Consider the following 17,922-nt stretch of genomic DNA (forward strand, 5'->3'; position numbering starts at 1 on the left):
GGAACGCCACGCGACCAGGGGTTTCGGCCCTGTCGTCGTCGCGTGCTCGTGTGAGCATCGGCGGGCCCGGTTCTGCGCTTTCGCGCGGGAGCGGATGACGATCCCCTGTCCCGCAAGTGAACAGCTTTCAGCGTATCCATATGGTTCTTGAGGTTTGTCCATAGCCTCGCCTATCGTCGGGGGATCGCCGTCGCCCGCGGGCGCGGCTCGGCGGTCCCACCAGGGCTCGCCGCCCCATCCCCGAGGAGACAAGCGCTGTGACATCCGTGCCTGATGGCGTGAACCGCGACGTTCCCGCCGCGCGACGCAGAAGGAGGGCGCGTCTGTGCGCGCTCGCCGTGACCACCGTGGCGACCGTGGGCTTCGGCTCCCTCATCGCCGTTCCGGCCTTCGCCAACCCCTCCGGGACGGGGGTGGTGATCAACGAGGCGTACCTCTCCGGCGGGAGTGCAGGGGCGGCGTTCACGAACAAGTTCGTCGAGCTCTACAACCCGACCGGCGAGGCGATCCTGCTCGAGGGCACGTCGATCCAGTACCGCTCCGCGACCTCGACCGGGACCTCGTCCGGCGTCGTGCCGCTGGCCGGATCCATCCCCGCGCACGGCCACTTCCTCGTGCAGGGCGGCAGCAACGGCGCGAACGGCGCAGCGCTTCCGACGCCGGACGTCGTCGGCGGTCTGAACCCGAGCGGCACCAGCGGGACGATCGCGCTCGTGAAGGGCACCGCCGCGATCACGCTCCCGACCGGATCCGTCGCGGGCGACGCGAACGTGATCGACCTGCTCGGCTACGGCACCTCGAACACGTTCGAGGGCTCGCTCTCCGCGGCGCCGGCCGGCAACGCCGACGTGAAGTCGATGAACCGCACGGGCGGCGCCGACACCGACGACAACGGCAAGGACTTCACCCTCTCGGCGACGATCACGCCGCAGAACTCGAAGGACGCCGGGACCGACCCCGGCACGGGAACGGATCCCGGCACCGACCCGGGCACCGGAGGCGCCCCCGGCGTCACGAACACGATCGCCGAGGTGCAGGGCACCACCGACGTCTCGCCGTTCGTCGACAAGACGGTCACCGTGCAGGGCGTCGTCACCGGCGACTACCGCACCGGCGGCTACAAGGGCATCACGATCCAGACCCGGGGCACCGGCGGCGACGTGAAGACCGCGGGCGCCTCGGACGGCGTCTTCGTCTACCTGAACGCGCTCACCCCGAGCCTGAGCCTCGGCGACCTCGTCTCGGTCACCGGCCGGGTGTCCGAGTTCGGCGGGCAGACCCAGATCGGCCCGGCCGCGGCCGGAGACGTGTCGGTCGTCACCGCGGGCGTCGGCGTTCCGGCTCCGGTCGCGCTTCCCGACACCGTGCTCGGCGCCGACCGCGAGGCGTACGAGAGCATGCTGGTCGCCCCGACCGGCGGCTACAGGGTCGCCTCGAGCCACCAGCTGTACAACTACGGCACGCTGTGGCTGAACGCCGGGGAGCTGAACGTCAAGGCCACCGAGCTCGCCCGCCCGGGCGCCGAGGCCGACGCGATCACCGCGCAGAACCGCGCGAAGAGGATCCTGCTCGACGACGGATGGTCGCTGCAGATCAGCAACAAGGCGCACACCGGCGACCAGCCGTACTTCACGAAGGACACCGTCGTCCGCAACGGCGACTCGGTGAACTTCCCGGCCGAGGGCGAGATCCTCAGTTACGGCTTCGGCGACTGGCGCCTGCAGCCGATCGTGCCGATCGACAGCACGAGCGACGCCGCGCACAAGCCGACGTTCGGCGCGGAGAACCCGCGCCCGACGGCACCGCCGACCGTGGGCGGCGACGTCACGGTCGCGTCGTTCAACGTCTACAACTACTTCACGACGCTGTCGAGCCAGGACGCGAACGCGCGCGGAGCCAAGACCGCCGAGCAGTTCCAGATCCAGCGCTCCAAGACCGCGGCCGCGATCAACGGCCTCGGCGCCGACGTCGTGGGCCTCATGGAGGTGGAGAACGGGCCGAAGTTCGGCCTCGCCCTCGATGCTCCGCTGCGGAACCTCGTCGAGGCGCTGAACACGGTCGCAGGTGGTGACGTGTGGGACTACGTCCGCACGCCGCAGGCGCTGAACAACCCGGCCATCACCGACGCGATCATCACCGCGATCGTCTACAGGAAGGCGTCCGTCACCCTCAAGGGCGCCGCGTCGACCGTGATCGACGAGACCGTCTGGGGCAACGCCCGCGAGCCGATCGCGCAGACGTTCGAGACGCCCGGCGGCCGCGTGCTGTCGGTCATCACGACGCACCTGAAGTCGAAGTCGCCGCCCACCGGCGGCGGAGCCGAGCCCGCCGACGGCCAGGGCTTCTTCAACGCCGACCGGGTGAAGCAGGCCCAGTCCGAGCTCGCGTTCGCGCAGAGCATCCAGAAGAGCTCGGGCAGCGGAGACGTCTTCCTCGTGGGCGACTTCAACGCCTACGGCAAGGAGGACCCGATCGACGTGTTCGCCCAGGCCGGGTGGACCGACGTCGAGCCGGCCTTCGCACACGGCCAGTACACCTACTCGTTCGACGGGGAGCTCGGCTCGCTCGACCACGTGATCGCGTCGCCGTCCGCGGCGAAGGCGATCACCGGCGCCGGCGTGTGGAACATCAACTCGCCGGAGTGGAGCGACCGCGGCTACGCCTTCGGATCCACCGAGGCGGGCACGCCCTACCGCGCGAGCGACCACGACCCGATCCTCGTCGGCGTCACGGGCACGGCCGACCCGATCGACATCAACATCGCGACGATCAACGACTTCCACGGGCGGGTCGAGGCCGACGGCGCCTCCGGGGGCGCCGCGGTGCTCGCCGGGGCGGTGAAGCAGATCCGGGCGCAGAACCCGAACACGATCTTCGCGGCCGCGGGCGACCTCATCGGCGCCTCCACGTTCACGTCGTTCATCCAGCAGGACAACCCGACGATCGACGCGCTCAACGCGGCCGGCCTCGACGTGAGCGCGGCGGGGAACCACGAGTTCGACCAGGGCTACGCCGACCTCCGCGACCGGGTGCAGAAGCGCGCGGACTGGACCTACCTGAGCTCCAACGTGTTCGTCACGCAGACCGGTGAGCCCGCGCTCACCCCCGCCTGGGTGAAGGACGTGCAGGGCGTCAAGGTGGGCTTCGTCGGGGCGGTCACCGAGGATCTGCCGACGCTCGTCTCGCCGGACGGCATGAAGGGCCTCGAGGTCCGCAGCATCGCCGACTCGGTGAACAGCGTGGTGCGCGACCTCAAGGACGGCGACCCCGCCAACGGCGAGGCGGATGTGATCGTCCTGCTCGTGCACGAGGGCGCGACCACGGCCGATGTCGCCAGCATCACCCCGGAGTCCCGTCTCGGCGAGATCGTGAACGGCGTGAGCAAGGACGTGAACGCGATCGTCTCCGCGCACACCCACCTCGCGTACAACCATGTGATCGACGGCCGCCCGGTGGTCTCCGCCGGACAGTACGGCGAGAACCTGGGCCTGATGGATCTCAAGGTCGACCCGAAGACGAAGGGGCTGCTCTCGATCAGCAACGAGATCAAGCCGCTGGTCGTCAAGGGCGTGCCGCAGTTCCCGGCCGACACGGCCGTGCAGGCGATCGTCGACACCGCGAAGAAAAAGGCCGACGAGCTCGGCGGGGTCGCCCTCGGCTCGATCGCGAGCGACTTCAAGCGCGCGCGGCAGAGCAACGGCACCACGGAGAACCGCGGTGGCGAGTCCACGCTCGGCAACTTCGTCGCGGACGTGCAGAAGTGGTCGACGGGCGCCCAGCTCGCGGTGATGAACCCGGGCGGCCTCCGCGCCGACCTGGCGTACGCCTCCACGGGCGCGAGCGACCCGGACGGCAACGTCACCTATCGCGAGGCGGCCACCGTGCAGCCGTTCGCCAACACGCTGATGACGCTGAGGCTCACCGGAGCGCAGCTGAAGAGCGTGCTGGAGGAGCAGTGGCAGCCGGCGGGATCGGCCCGGCCGTTCCTGAAGCTCGGGATCTCGAAGGGGCTGCAGTACACCTACGACCCGGCGGCCGCGCAGGGATCCCACATCACCGGGATCACCCTGAACGGCACGCCGATCGATCCGGCGGCGTCGTACACCGTCGCGGCGAACTCGTTCCTCGCGGCCGGCGGCGACAGCTTCTTCACCCTGGCCAAGGGCACCGACAAGAAGGACACGGGCAAGGCCGACCTGCAGTCGATGGTGGACTGGTTCGCGGCGAACAGGACCGCCACGCCGGACCTCGCGCAGCGCGCGATCGGCGCTGTGCTGTCCGCCGCTGCGGACGCGAAGGGCTACAAGCCCGGTGAGAGCGTCACCCTGCAGCTCAGCTCGCTCGCGTTCAGCGCGGGGGAGAAGGCGCCGGGCGACGTCTCCGTGTCGCTGGGGGGCACGGCCCTCGCCACCGCCGCGGTCGACACGGCCGTGCTCGACGCCTACGACGAGGCGGGCCGAGCCACGCTCACCTTCACGATCCCGCAGGGCGTGACCGGTGCGCAGGCGCTGCACGTCGCGGTCGCGGCCACCGGCACGGCGGTCGACCTGCCGATCACCGTGGACGGCGTGGTGGACCCCGGCCCGTTCCGGGGCACGATCGACGTCGGCGCCGGCAAGGCCTCGATCGGGAAGGGACTCGCGGTCCGCGGATCCGGCTTCCTCCCGAACGCGACACTGAAGGCCGAGCTGCGCGGCAAGAAGGGCGAGACGGTCGACCTCGGCACGATCACGGTCGGCGCCGACGGATCCTTCACCGCCTCGCCGGTCGTGCCGAAGAGCACCAAGGCGGGGCCGTGGACCCTCGCGGTCGTGCAGTCCGACGGCGAGGCCACCGCGAAGGTGAACCTCAACAAGGGCAACTGACCGACCCCGCCCGCGGAGGCCGGCGGATCCCGAGCCCGGCTCGGATCCGGCGGCCTCCGTCGTCCCCCGCCCCCCGGGGAATCCCCATGGTTGCGCCGATTAGACTGGACGCATGCCCGAACCGAAAGCCGCGAGCTTCCCGGCCATCCGCGGGGCGCTGAAGTTCTACCAGATCGCCTCGATCATCACCGGAGTCATGCTGCTCCTGCTGCTGACGGAGATGGTCGTGAAGTACGGCCCGCCCCACCTCGAGCTCTTCGCGGGCGGATCCGGCGGCGCGCTCTGGTTCGCGCAGGTCATCGTCGGCGACAACTGCCACTGGTTCTCGCTGTTCGTGCCCGGCGGGATGGGCTGCACGCTCACGTCCACCGGCAACGGGCTGAACCTCTCGATGGGGATCCTCGTCGCGCACGGCTGGTTCTACGTCGTCTACCTGTTCGCCTGCTTCCGGGTGTGGAGCCTGATGCGCTGGCCGTTCCTGCGGTTCATCCTGCTCGCCCTCGGCGGCGTCGTGCCGTTCCTGTCCTTCATCATGGAGATCCGCGTCGCCCACGAGGTCAGGGCCTACCTCGCGAAGCGCGAAGCCGCGGAGGCCTCGACCGGCGTGGCGGCCCCCCAAGATCTGACCTCGTCCACTCCCTCCCCGGAAGGTGCCCGTTGACCGACAACACTCCTGACACCGAGCAGCGCCCGGCGCTGGTCGTCGACTTCGGCGCGCAGTACGCGCAGCTGATCGCCCGTCGCGTCCGCGAGGCCGGCGTGTACAGCGAGATCGTGCCGCACACCGCCACCGCCGCCGAGATCGCGGCGAAGAACCCGGTGGCGCTGCTGCTCTCCGGCGGCCCGTCCTCGGTCTACGAGGAGGGCGCCCCGAAGCTCGACCCCGAGGTGTTCGAGCTCGGCGTGCCGACCCTGGGCATCTGCTACGGCTTCCAGTACATGGCGCAGACGCTCGGCGGCGAGGTCGCGAACACCGGTCTGCGCGAGTACGGGGCGACCGACGCGTACATCCCGGAGAACGGCAGCTCGCTGCTGGCCGGCCAGCCCGTCGCGCAGAACGTGTGGATGAGCCACGGCGATCAGGTCGCCCGCGCCCCCGAGGGCTTCGAGGTGCTCGCCACCACCGACGCCACGAAGGTCGCCGCGTTCGCGAACGAGGAGCGCAAGCTCTACGGCGTGCAGTGGCACCCCGAGGTCAAGCACTCCGACCACGGTCAGGCGATCCTGGAGAACTTCCTGCACAGGAGCGCGGGCCTCGCCGCCGACTGGAACAGCGACAACGTGATCGCCGAGCAGATCGAGCGGATCCGCGCGCAGGTCGGCGACGCCCGCGTGATCTCGGCGCTCTCCGGCGGCGTCGACTCCGCCGTCTCCACGGCGCTCGTGCACAAGGCGATCGGCGACCAGCTCACCGCGGTCTTCGTCGACCACGGCCTGCTGCGCAAGGGCGAGCGCGAGCAGGTGGAGCGCGACTACGTCGCCTCGACCGGCGTGCGCCTGATCACGGTCGACGCGGCCGACACCTTCCTCGGCCACCTCGCCGGAGTCACCGACCCGGAGACCAAGCGCAAGATCATCGGCCGCGAGTTCATCCGCGCGTTCGAGAAGGTGCAGCGCGATCTCGTCGACGAGGCGAAGGCCTCGGGCGAGAAGGTCAAGTTCCTCGTGCAGGGCACGCTGTACCCCGACGTCGTCGAGTCCGGCGGCGGCGCGGGCACCGCGAACATCAAGTCGCACCACAACGTCGGCGGCCTCCCCGACGACCTCGACTTCGCCCTCATCGAGCCCCTGCGCACGCTGTTCAAGGACGAGGTGCGCGAGATCGGCCGCGAGCTCGGGATCCCCGAGGCGATCGTCGGACGCCAGCCGTTCCCCGGCCCCGGCCTCGGGATCCGGATCATCGGCGAGGTCACGCGCGAACGCCTCGACGTGCTCCGCGAGGCCGACGCTATCGCCCGCGAGGAGCTCAGCGCCGCGGGCATGGACCAGGCCATCTGGCAGTGCCCGGTCGTCCTTCTCGCCGACGTGCGCTCGGTGGGCGTGCAGGGCGACGGCCGCACCTACGGCCACCCGATCGTGCTGCGTCCCGTCTCCAGCGAGGACGCGATGACCGCCGACTGGACCCGCCTGCCGTACGACGTGCTGGCGAAGATCTCGAACCGCATCACGAACGAGGTGAGCGAGGTCAACCGCGTGGTGCTCGACGTGACGTCGAAGCCGCCGGCAACCATCGAATGGGAATGATCCCCTTCTGAACGCCGAGAGGGCGCGGGCTTCGGCCCGCTCCCTCTCGCGTCCCCGTCCGCTCCCTCTCGTGTTCCCGTCCGCTCCCTCTCGTGTTCCGGTCCGCTCCGGGGTGCGGGCATCGACTTCGGAGATGTACGCGATCCTCGGACCGAATTCCGGATCCGATCCGAAGATCCTGTACATCTCCGACGACGGCGATCGGGATCGGGATCCGGATCGGGATCGGGATCCGGATCGGGATCGGGATCGGGTCTCACCCGAGGTGCTTGAGGGCCTCGCGGCGGGACAGCGGGGACAGGGCGGGGTGGGCGGCGACGAAGGAGCGCACCCAGGCCGGATCCGTGCGGGCGTGGTCGCGCAGCGCCCAGCCGATCGCCTTGCGGATGAAGAACTCCGCGTCGTCGATGTTCGCCTCGATGGCCGCGGTGAGCAGTTCGCGGTCGACGGAGGCGCCTCGGCTCAGTTGCGCGATGATCGACGCCCGGCGGATCCAGAGGTCCTCGTCCGTGGTCCATGCGTGCAGCAGCGCGGACATCCCGACGGGGTGCGCGTCGAGCGTCTCGGCGAGGCGGTGCGCGACCTCATCGACGAGATCCCACCAGGCGCCGGTGCGGATCATCTCCTCGTGCACGGGGATCATGTCGATCCGGCCGCGCACGGGCTCCAGGGCCATCAGCGCGAGCGCCGCGTAGCGCTCCTCGCGGAACTCCGCCTCGCGCCACAGCACGAGCGCGGTGTCGCGCACCTCGGCCGGCTCGGCGGGTCCACGGGCGAGCCGGCGGACGAGAACCCGCACCGCGGGCACGCGCACGCCCAGGAACGGCATCTCCGACTTCATGTAGGCCTGCTGTCCGGGCGCGAGGGCCGGGTCCGCCGTCTCCCGCAGGGCGGACCGGATCGCGTCGACGACGGTCTCGGCGGGCTCCACATCTGGAGTCTAGAAATCTTTCGAAGAATCTTCGAGCGCATGTCGATCCGGCGTCTTCTCGTTCGACGTCTTCAATGAGAGGGTCGAAGGACGACCCCCGATGAGGAGACAGAGACCATGAAGTTCATGCTGATCATGCGCGCGGACGAGCAGGGTGTGCGGGCGTACGAGGACATGCCGTTCGAGGCCGTCATCGAGGCGATGGGGAAGTACAACGAGTCGATGATCAAGGCGGGCGTGCTGCTCGCCGGTGAGGGGCTGACCGACGCCGCCGAGGGCTTCGTCGTCGACTTCTCGGCCGAGGCGCCCCTGGTCACCGACGGCCCCTACGGCGAGACGAAGGAGCTGTTCAACGGCTTCTGGATCATCGAGGTGTCCACACGCGAAGAGGCGGCGGAGTGGGCCAAGCGGGCCCCGCTCGGCCCCGGCGCCTACCTCGAGGTGCGTCGCGTCACCGAGATCGAGGACTTCCCGGCCGACAACGAGTGGGTCAAGAAGGAGGCCGGCTGGCGCGAGGAGGCCGCGGCACGCGCCGCGGAGTGAGCGTGCGAGCGGACTCACGGCCATGACCGGATCCGGCACCGCGGCGACGGCGGGCTCCTCCGTGGAGCGCACCGTCGCCGCGGTGTGGCGCATCGAGTCGGCGAAGATCGTCGCCACTCTCACCCGGTTCACCGGGGACTTCGGCCTCGCCGAGGACCTCGCCCAGGACGCCCTGCTCGAGGCGCTCGCGCAGTGGCCGCGGGACGGCGTGCCGGCGAACCCCGCCGCGTGGCTGACCGCGGTCGCCAAGCGCCGGGCGATCGACGGCTGGCGCCGCCGGGAGCGCTACGACGACCGCATCGCGGCGCTCGCGCACGATCTGGCGCGCGAGCAGGACGATGCCGCGGATGCACCGCCCTGGGATCCGGACGCGATCGACGACGACGTGCTGCGGCTGGTGTTCATCGCGTGCCACCCCGTGCTGTCCCGGGAGGCCCGCGTGGCGCTCACGCTGCGCGTGGTCGGCGGCCTGTCGACCGAGCAGATCGCGCGGGCCTTCCTCGTGCCGACCGCCACGGTGCAGCAGCGGATCGTGCGCGCCAAGAAGACGCTCGCGGCAGCTCAGGCGCCGTTCGAGGTGCCGGCGCGGGACGAGTTCCCGACCCGGCTCGGCGCCGTGCTGGGCGTGCTGTACCTCGTGTTCAACGAGGCGCACGCGGCGACCGCGGGGGAGGACTGGCTGCGTCCCGACCTCGGCCGGGAGGCGATCCGGCTGGCGCGGGTGCTCGCCGGGCTGACGCCGCAGGAGCCGGACGTGCACGCCCTGCTCGCCCTGATGGAGCTGACCGCCGCGCGCTTCCCTGCGCGGACGGACGCGAACGGGGATCCGATCCTCCTCGCCGACCAGGATCGCGGCCGCTGGGACCGGGGCAGGATCGCCCGCGGCAGGGCCGCGCTCGCCCGCGCCGACTCGTTCGGCCGAGGCCGCGGCGCCTACGCGCTGCAGGCCGCGATCGCGGAGTGCCATGCGGTGGCGCCGTCGGTGCAGGAGACCGACTGGGAGCGGATCGTGCTGCTGTACGAGGCGCTCGGCCGCATCGCCCCGTCTCCGGTCGTCGAGCTGAACCGCGCCGCCGCGGTCGCCATGGCCACCGGACCCGCCTCGGCGCTGCGGATCGTCGACGGCCTGGTCGCCGGGGGAGCCCTGCGCGGCTACCACCTGCTGCCCGCGACCCGCGGCGAGCTGCTGCTGCGGCTGGGGCGCGTCGAGGAGGCCCGCTCGGAGTTCGCGACCGCGGCCGCCCTTGCCGGCAACGACCGCGAGCGGGCGCTGCTCGAGCAGAAGGCGCGCGTTCCTCGGGGGCGTTGAGCGAGCCCCGAGCGCAGCGAGGTGCGAGACGAAGCGGCGGCGATCCGCGGGAGACCGCGTTTCGTCTCGGTCGCCTGCGGCGTCCTCGCTCAACGACCCCGGGAGAGCTCTGCGGCGAGGAGCGGGACGAAGCGGCGGCGATCCGCGGGAGACCGCGTTTCGTCTCGGTCGCCTGCGGCGTCCTCGCTCAACGACCCCGGGAGAGGGGGGTCACTGTGCGACACGACGAAGGCCGCCCTCCGAGGAGAGCGGCCTTCGTGGGAGCGGTGAGCCTAGTTGCTGCGGGCGATCGCGATCATCCGCAGGATCTCGACGTACAGCCAGACGACCGTGACCATGATGCCGAAACCGCCGAGCCAGCCGTAGACGCGCGGGGCGCCGTTGCGCACGCCCTGCTGGATCTGGTCGAAGTCCATCACGAGCGAGTACGCGGCGAGGAAGACGACGAGCACGCCGATGATGAGGCCGAGCGGGATGCCGGCGATCTTGGTGCTGTACAGGCCGAACGCCTGGCCGGCGGGGAGGACGTGGAAGACCATCAGCACGAGGTTCAGCACCGAGAACAGCAGGTAGCCGAGCATCGCGATCATCACGATCTTGGTCATCCGAGCCGAGGCGCGGACCTTGCCGCTCGCGAACAGGGCGAGGGTGACCGCGACCACCGCGGCGGTGGCGAGGGTGGCCTGCATCACGATGCCGGGCCAGAGCACCTCGAAGAACGCCGAGATGCCGCCGATGAAGAGGCCCTCGAAGGCGGCGTAGGCGAAGATCAGCCCGGGGCGGACCTTCTTGCGCGAGGTGAAGCTGACGATCATGGCGAGCACGAAACCGCCGAGCGCGCCGACGACCCACGGCAGGACGCTCGCGGTGCGGGCACCCGCGGCGCTCACGCCGCCGAGGGTGAAGAACCAGCCGATCGCGGCGAAGACGAGGAGGATGCCGAACAGGCCCGCGGTCTTCCACACGGTGTCCTCGACGGTCATCCGGTTGGTCTCGATCGCGCCGGCGGACGGCGAGGCGTACATGCCCTCGAGGTGGGCGTTGACGCCGGCCTGCGGGGCGGACTGTCCGGGCGGGGGCGGCGGGGCGTACTGCCCGGCCTGGTTCGCGCCGTACGGGTTCGCACCCGCCTGCGGGTTCCCGGGATAGGTCGCGACGGCGCGCGGATCCTGCTCCTTGAACGCCGGATTGTTGAACGCGAAATTGCTCATTGTCGGCCTCACTCCTCAGAAGTGCTGGTCATCTTGTCTCTACAGTAGTCGGGGATCCTTCGAGGGGGACTGACGTACGCTATGAGCGTGACCAGACGGATCCCGCCCGGCTCTCCGCTCGTCATCGGGCATCGCGGGGCCCCCGGATACCGACCGGAGCACACCGCCGGCTCCTACCGCCTGGCCTTCGCGAACGGCGTCGACGCCGTCGAGCCGGACGTCGTCGCCACACGGGACGGCGTGCTCGTGATCCGGCACGAGAACGAGATCTCCGGCACTACGGACGTCGCCGACCACTCAGAGTTCGCGGGCCGCCGCACGACCAAGCGCATCGACGGCGCCGACGTCACCGGCTGGTTCACCGAGGACTTCACCTGGGCGGAGCTCTCCACCCTGCGCTGCCGGGAGCGGCTGCCCGCGCTGCGCCCGGACTCCGCCGCGTTCGACGGCGCCGAGCCGATCCTGCGGCTGGGCGACCTGCTGGCCCTGCTCGCGGAGACGGACGGCATCGGCCTCGTGCTGGAGATCAAGCACGCCACGTACTTCGCCGGCATCGGACACGACCTCGCCGCCCTGGTCGAGCGCGACCTGCGAGCCGCGGGCTGGGCCGACGGGGAGCACGCGCTGTGGATCGAGTCGTTCGAGCGCACCGTGCTCGACGACCTGCAGTCGCGGGGCGTGCGGGCGCGGTACGTCTATCTGCTCGAGGCGATGGGATCCCCGGCCGACTTGGTCGCGCGCGACGGGGAGCGGGCGTCGACCTACGCCGACGCGCTCACGCCCGCAGGCCTGGACGCGGTCGCAGGTCTCGAGGGGGGATCGGCGCTCGACGGGATCAGCGTGGACAAGAGCCTGCTGCTCGCCGACGGTGACACGGTCGTGGCCGACGCCCACGCGCGGGGGCTCACGGTGTTCACCTGGACCTGCCGCCCCGAGAACGCGTTCCTGGATCCGCGGTTCCGCGGAGCGGGCGAGGATCGCGAGTTCGGCGACTACCGTGCCGAGTGGACGCGGATCGCCGCCACCGGGCTGGACGGCGTCTTCGTCGACCACGCCGACCTCGGAGCGGCCTTCTTCCGCGACGGACGGTCCGGTTCCGGGCGCACCGGGAGGACCCTTCCGCCGTCCTTATGAATCTCCTACGCTGACCGCATGGGCGGAATCGTTGCGGAGGGGGTGGGGCGGTCGTTCGGGGGAGTGCACGCCGTGCGCGACGCGACCTTCCACGCCGCCGAGGGCAGGATCACCGGGCTGGTCGGGCCGAACGGCGCGGGCAAGACGACGCTGCTGCTCATGCTCGCGTCCCTGCTCGCCCCCGATCGCGGCAGCATCCGCGTCGCGGACGTCGATCCGGTCGCCGACCCGATCGCAGCCCGACGGATGCTGGGCTGGATGCCGGACGCTCTCGGCGCCTGGCTCTCGCTGACGGTGCGGGAGAGCATTGTGACGACAGCCCGCCTGCACGACCTCGCCCCGCCGGACGCGGACCGCCGCGCCGCGGAGCTGCTCGACCTCGTCGGCCTGGAGCAGCTCGCGTCGACCCCGGCGAAGGTGCTCTCGCGCGGGCAGAAGCAGAAGCTGGGCCTCGCCCGCGCGCTCGTGCACGACCCGCGGATCCTGCTGCTGGACGAGCCCGCCTCCGGGCTCGACCCCCAGGCACGGGTGCAGCTGCGGACGCTGCTGCGCCGCCTCGCGGAGGAGGGAAGGACCATCCTCATCTCCAGCCACGTGCTGTCCGAGCTGGAGGAGGTCGCGGACGACACGGTGTTCCTGGTCGCCGGATCCGTCGTCGACGCTCCCGCCGTGCGGGCGCGCACATGGCGGATCCGGATCCTGCCCGAGGACGTTCCCGAGGCGGGGGCGGAGGTGCGCCGCAGCCGCGCGGCCGCAGCGCTGGGCATCGCCGAGGAGGCCGTCGGCGTGGACCGCGGTGATCTGCTCCTCGCTCTGCCGGACGAGCCCGCCGCGGCGGAGGCGCTCCGCCGTCTCGTCGCCGCGGGCATCCCGGTCATCGGCTTCGCACCTGCGCAGAGCGATCTCGAGCAGGCGTTCCTCGCCCTCGACGAGGGGAGCGGGCGATGAGCGGCTCCCGGATCTGGACGATCGCCGGGCTCGAGCTCACGCTGCGCCTGCGCAGCGTGGGCTGGTACGTGATGCTCGGCGTGTTCGCGCTCGTGCTGCTCATCGTGACCGTGCTGGCCTTCCTGGTCTTCTCCTACCAGCCGGTCGTCGGCTCCGGCGTCTTCTCGGCCATCGTGATGCTGGTGCTGCTGCTGGTCGTGCTGATCTCCCCGACGCTCAGCGGCTCGTCGATCAACGGCGACCGGGAATCCGCGATGCTCGCGAGCGTCCAGGTCACGCAGGCGCGCACGGGCGACATCATGATCGGCAAGCTCCTCGCCGCGATCATCACCGGGGCGGCGTTCCTCGCCGTCGCGCTCCCGTTCCTGCTCGTCGCCATGTTCGCGGGCGGCGTCGACCCGGGCGTGCTCTCGATCTCGCTGCTGGTGCTGGCGGCCGAGATCGTGATCGTCTCGGCGATCGGGGTCGGACTGAGCGGGCTCGTCTCGCGGCCGCTGTTCTCCGTGGCGAACACGTACCTCGTCGTCGCGGCGCTGACCGTGGGCACGCTGATCGCCTTCGGCCTCGGCGGATCCGCGATCCGCACCGAGGTGCCGGTGAAGAACCGCCCGATCGCCGCGGACGGTCGGCCGAGCTGCGACTCCTGGACGGAGAGCACCCTGCTGATGCCGCGCTACGACTACGTCTGGGGCTTCCTCGCCGCGAACCCCTTCGTGGTGCTCGCGGACGCCACGCCGACCACGTACGCGCACGGGTATCCGACCGACATGTTCGGGCAGATCAAGCTGGGCGTGCGCAGCGCCCAGCTCCCGCCGCAGCCCCAGACCTGGGACCCGTGCAACCCCGACGGCGGCTACCGGCCGCCGATGCCGAAGCAGGTGATCGACGGCACGACTCCGAGCTGGTTCGTCGGACTCGCCGTCCAGATCCTGATCGCGGGCGGGCTGTTCGCCGGCGCCTGGGCGCGCACCCGCACCCCCGCGCGCCGGCTCCCGCCGGGCACCCGCATCGCCTGAGCCGGAGTCGATGTCGGCCGCTCGATCTAGACTCGAAGGGTCATGAGCGAAGCCCCTTCCCCCGTCATCCTCCCGCCCGGATCCGCCCCTGCCGGCGCCGGATCCGACGACCTGCTGGCCGGCCTGAACCCGCAGCAGCTCGACGCCGTCACCTACCGCGGGCAGGCGCTCCTCATCGTGGCCGGGGCGGGGTCGGGCAAGACCAGCGTGCTCACCCGCCGGATCGCGCTTCTGCTGCGCCGGCGCGAGGCCTGGCCGAGCCAGATCCTCGCGATCACCTTCACGAACAAGGCCGCCGCCGAGATGCGCGAGCGCGTGGAGCGACTCGTCGGGGACGCGGCGCGCGGCATGTGGATCTCCACCTTCCACTCCGCGTGCGTGCGGATCCTGCGCCGCGAGGCCGAGCAGTTCGGGTTCACGAAGTCGTTCACGATCTACGACTCGGGCGACTCGCGCGCGCTCATCAAGCGGCTCGTGAAGGACCACGAGGCCGACGCGTTCGGGTTCACCCCGGCGGCCGTGCAGTCCCGGATCTCCAAGCTGAAGAACGAGCTGCAGGACGCCGAGTCCTACGCCCGCCAGGCGAACATGTCGGATCCGGCGGAGCGCGTCTTCGTCGAGGTCTTCGCCGACTACCAGCGCCAGCTGCAGAAGGCGAACGCCTTCGACTTCGACGACCTGATCGGGCAGACCGTCTACCTGTTCCGCGCGTTCCCGCAGATCGCCGACGTGTACCGGCGGCGGTTCCGGCACATCCTCGTCGACGAGTACCAGGACACCAACGCCGCGCAGTACGCGCTCATCCACGAGCTCACCCGCCCCGTGCAGGGCGGCGCTCCTGAGCCGTATGCCTCGAACGGCATGATGATCTTCGAGCCCGACCCTTCGACAGGCTCGGGGACCGCGGAGGGGGCCGAGCCGGGGGCCGCGCTCACCGTCGTCGGCGACTCCGACCAGTCCATCTACGCGTTCCGCGGCGCCGACATCCGCAACATCTCCGAGTTCGAGCGGGACTTCCCCAGCGCCAAGGTCGTGCTGCTCGAGCAGAACTACCGGTCGACGCAGAACATCCTGTCCGCGGCGAACGCGGTGATCAGCAACAACTTCGACCGCAAGGACAAGAAGCTCTGGAGCGACAAGGGCGCCGGGCACGCGATCGTCGGGTTCACCGGCTACTCGCAGCACGATGAGGCCCAGTTCGTCGCCGACGAGGTCGAGGCGCTGCGCCGGGCAGGCATGCCGTACGGCGAGATGGCCGTGTTCTACCGGACCAACTCGCAGTCGCGTGCGCTGGAGGAGATCTTCATCCGCTCGGCCGTGCCCTACAAGATCATGGGCGGCACGAAGTTCTACGAGCGCGCCGAGATCAAGGACGCCCTCGCCTACCTCGTCGCGGTCGCCAACCCGGCCGACGAGATGGCGGTGCGACGGATCCTGAACAAGCCGCGCCGCGGCATCGGCGATGTCACCGAGACGGCGATCGCCCGGTTCGCCGAGGAGCACGGGATCAGCTTCCGCGACGCGCTCGCGCACCCGACCCAGCTCGGCCTCGGGCCCAAGCTGCAGGCCGCGATCGCCCAGCTGGACGCCGTGCTGCGCGAGGCGACCGACATCATGCTGCCGGCGTCCGGCGAGATCGCCCCGCCGACCGCGGTGGCGGAGGGCCTCACTCTGCTCCTGCAGAAGAGCGGGTACATGGATGCGCTGCGCGCGAGCCGCGACCCGCAGGACGAAGCGCGCCTGGAGAACCTCGACGAGCTCATCGCCGTGACGCGCGACTTCGCCCGGAACAGCCCGGAGGGCACGATCGTCGACTTCCTCGCCGAGGTGGCGCTCGTCGCCGACTCCGACGACCTCGACGACGAGTCCGGCGTGGTCTCGCTCATGACGATGCACACCGCGAAGGGCCTCGAGTTCGATGCCGTGTTCGTGACCGGCGTCGAGGAGGACCTCATCCCGCACCGGATCTCGGCGAACGAGCCCGGCGGGCCGCAGGAGGAGAGACGCCTCTTCTACGTCGGCATCACCCGGGCGCGCAAGCGCCTGCACATCTCCCTCGCGATGACCCGCGCCCAGTTCGGCGAGGTGTCCGTCGCGATGCCGAGCCGGTTCCTGCAGGAGATCCCGTCCGAGCTCATCGACTGGCGGCAGTCTCCGGGCGACGTCAATTCCCGCGGCGGCACCCAGTCCCGGGCGCTGAACGCGCGCCGCCCTTCGACAGGCTCAGGGACCGGATCCGGCAGCTTCGGCGGATCCGGATCCGACCGCTTCGCCCCGCGCGAGCTGCCCCGCCGCGACGGCCTCAAGCCGCTCTCCACGGCGATGGACAAGTTCCCGAACCGCGTGACCGCGAAGGTCCGCGACAACGGCGACCTCGAGCTGAACGCCGGCGACCGGATCCGCCACGACGACTTCGGCGAAGGGAAGGTCGAGGCGATCACCGGCGAGGGCGCCAAGCGGATCGCACACGTGCGGTTCGACGCGGCGGGGCAGAAGAAGCTGCTCGTGAAGATCGCGCCGATCGAGAAGATCTGATCACGGCGGCTCGACGGTCCGGCAGGAGGGATCCGATTAGGCTGGCCTGATGGGTCTTTTCTCGCGCCGTAAGAAGCAGGACGACGTCGTCACCCCGGAGGCGCCCGCCGAGGAGACGGGTGTCGAGGCCGTCGCGACTCCGACCCCGGACGCGCCTGTCGAGGACGCACCCGTCGAGAACGTCCCGGTCGTGAACGTGTCCGTGCAGGCCTTCACGGGGCTCGGCTCCCCGTCCGGCCCCGCGGTCGCGGCGCCGGCGGACGCCCCCGAGCCCGGTCACGACCTGATCGACGCGATCGTGGACGAGGCGCCCGAGGTGTCGAGCGCCGCGCTGTCCGGCCGTCCGCCGCTCCCGCTCGCCCCGGCCGACCCGCCGGAGCAGACCGAGTCGATCCCCGGCATGCCCGACAACGTGCTGCTGCGCGAGGCCCTCGGGATGCTCGAGGAGGGCGCGAGCCAGGCCGAGCTTCTCGGCGTGCTCCGGCAGTCCCTGCAGGGCCACCTCTACCTGCGCGTGCACGGCGACGCGGGCGAGCAGATCAAGGAGGGCAAGCCGCTCTCGGTCGCCGTCGTCAACGACGGGGAGAGCGCGTACATGCTCGCGTTCAGCTCCGCGGCCGCCGTGCGCGACTCGGTGCAGGACGAGGAGGAGCCCGGCGAGACCTCCGCGGTCGTGCAGCCGGTCCAGGCCGTCTACCAGCAGGTGGTCGAGGGGCCGTTCGCGGGCCTCATCATCGACAACGCCTCCGGACCGCACCGCGTGGTGTTCCCGTTCGAGATCCTGCAGAAGGCGCTCGAGGAGGCGGATCCCACCTTCGCGATCAAGGCGCTGCTCGCCGCCCCGCGTCAGGCCGACTCCGAGGCCCGGGTCGCCGAGGCGCTCACCACCGCGCGGCTGTGGGTCGCCGTGAGCGATGTCGCCGGTGACGGGCAGTTCGGCGTCGCCGAGGCGCACACGCCCGACGGGGCCCGCTACCTGCAGCTGTTCAGCCACCCGCTCGAGGTGATCGCGCTCGGCCGCGGCGACCAGCCGCTGCCGTTCAGCGCGGAGCAGGTCGGCGCCGTGCTCGCGCAGCACCCGGAGATGAGCGGCGTGCTCGTCGACGCCGCCGGACCCGCGATCGCCGTGGGGCGCGAGGCGCTCGCCCCGGTGATCGCGCTGGCTCCCGCCGAGTAGCCGGCGCCG

General features: G+C 71.0%; 12 protein-coding genes. 10 read left to right on the forward strand and 2 right to left on the reverse strand.

From position 1 onward, the window contains the following. The first annotated feature begins 257 nt into the window (after window positions 1–257). The 3 genes from RBR11_RS10390 (at window position 258) to guaA (ending at window position 7,109) form a co-directional block, all read left to right on the forward strand. Window positions 258–4,865 carry an ExeM/NucH family extracellular endonuclease gene (locus tag RBR11_RS10390; protein ID WP_308489257.1) on the forward strand — a complete coding sequence of 1,536 codons (4,608 nt, stop codon included), beginning with the start codon at window positions 258–260 and terminating at the stop codon, window positions 4,863–4,865. A gap of 112 nt (window positions 4,866–4,977) precedes the next feature. Next, window positions 4,978–5,526: a DUF3817 domain-containing protein gene (locus RBR11_RS10395; protein WP_308489258.1), complete on the forward strand. Its 549-nt coding sequence runs from the start codon at window positions 4,978–4,980 to the stop codon at window positions 5,524–5,526. After that, window positions 5,523–7,109, forward strand: a complete 1,587-nt coding sequence (guaA, locus tag RBR11_RS10400; protein WP_308489259.1) for a glutamine-hydrolyzing GMP synthase — start codon at window positions 5,523–5,525, stop codon at window positions 7,107–7,109. Before RBR11_RS10395 ends, guaA begins: the two co-directional genes overlap by 4 nt. Window positions 7,110–7,365: 256 nt before the next feature. Here guaA and RBR11_RS10405 read toward each other — a convergent pair whose 3' ends face one another. Beyond that, complete coding sequence (locus RBR11_RS10405; RefSeq protein WP_308489260.1) at window positions 7,366–8,040, reverse strand: DNA alkylation repair protein; 675 nt, start codon at window positions 8,038–8,040, stop codon at window positions 7,366–7,368. Between the two features lie 117 nt (window positions 8,041–8,157). On the opposite strand from RBR11_RS10405, the gene RBR11_RS10410 reads away from it, so the two are divergent. Together RBR11_RS10410 and RBR11_RS10415 are read left to right on the forward strand one after the other, a co-directional pair. Continuing rightward, on the forward strand, window positions 8,158–8,583 hold the full coding sequence (locus tag RBR11_RS10410; protein WP_308489261.1) for a YciI family protein: 426 nt from the start codon (window positions 8,158–8,160) through the stop codon (window positions 8,581–8,583). 22 nt (window positions 8,584–8,605) lie between these two features. Continuing rightward, complete coding sequence (locus tag RBR11_RS10415; RefSeq protein WP_308489262.1) at window positions 8,606–9,892, forward strand: RNA polymerase sigma factor; 1,287 nt, start codon at window positions 8,606–8,608, stop codon at window positions 9,890–9,892. Between the two features lie 272 nt (window positions 9,893–10,164). On the opposite strand, the gene RBR11_RS10420 is transcribed toward RBR11_RS10415, so the two are convergent. Beyond that, complete coding sequence (locus tag RBR11_RS10420) at window positions 10,165–11,103, reverse strand: Bax inhibitor-1/YccA family protein (RefSeq protein ID WP_308489263.1); 939 nt, start codon at window positions 11,101–11,103, stop codon at window positions 10,165–10,167. Window positions 11,104–11,184: 81 nt separating this feature from the next. On the opposite strand from RBR11_RS10420, the gene RBR11_RS10425 reads away from it, so the two are divergent. From RBR11_RS10425 to RBR11_RS10445, 5 genes are read left to right on the forward strand one after another with little or no spacing between them, the layout of a single operon-like run. Further along, window positions 11,185–12,237 carry a glycerophosphodiester phosphodiesterase family protein gene (locus RBR11_RS10425; protein WP_308489264.1) on the forward strand — a complete coding sequence of 351 codons (1,053 nt, stop codon included), beginning with the start codon at window positions 11,185–11,187 and terminating at the stop codon, window positions 12,235–12,237. A gap of 18 nt (window positions 12,238–12,255) precedes the next feature. Continuing rightward, on the forward strand, window positions 12,256–13,185 hold the full coding sequence (locus RBR11_RS10430) for an ABC transporter ATP-binding protein (protein ID WP_308489265.1): 930 nt from the start codon (window positions 12,256–12,258) through the stop codon (window positions 13,183–13,185). Next, a complete protein-coding gene (locus tag RBR11_RS10435) occupies window positions 13,182–14,201 on the forward strand; it encodes an ABC transporter permease (protein WP_308489267.1) in 1,020 nt (339 codons plus the stop codon). The genes RBR11_RS10430 and RBR11_RS10435 overlap by 4 nt, the downstream gene beginning before the upstream one ends. 42 nt (window positions 14,202–14,243) lie before the next feature. Continuing rightward, window positions 14,244–16,736, forward strand: a complete 2,493-nt coding sequence (locus tag RBR11_RS10440) for an ATP-dependent helicase (RefSeq protein WP_308489268.1) — start codon at window positions 14,244–14,246, stop codon at window positions 16,734–16,736. A 49-nt stretch (window positions 16,737–16,785) separates the two neighbouring features. Next, on the forward strand, window positions 16,786–17,913 hold the full coding sequence (locus tag RBR11_RS10445; RefSeq protein WP_308489269.1) for an SseB family protein: 1,128 nt from the start codon (window positions 16,786–16,788) through the stop codon (window positions 17,911–17,913). Window positions 17,914–17,922: the final 9 nt, after the last annotated feature.

It is taken from the genome of Microbacterium capsulatum (genome assembly GCF_030865425.1).
GTDB lineage: Bacteria > Actinomycetota > Actinomycetes > Actinomycetales > Microbacteriaceae > Microbacterium > Microbacterium capsulatum.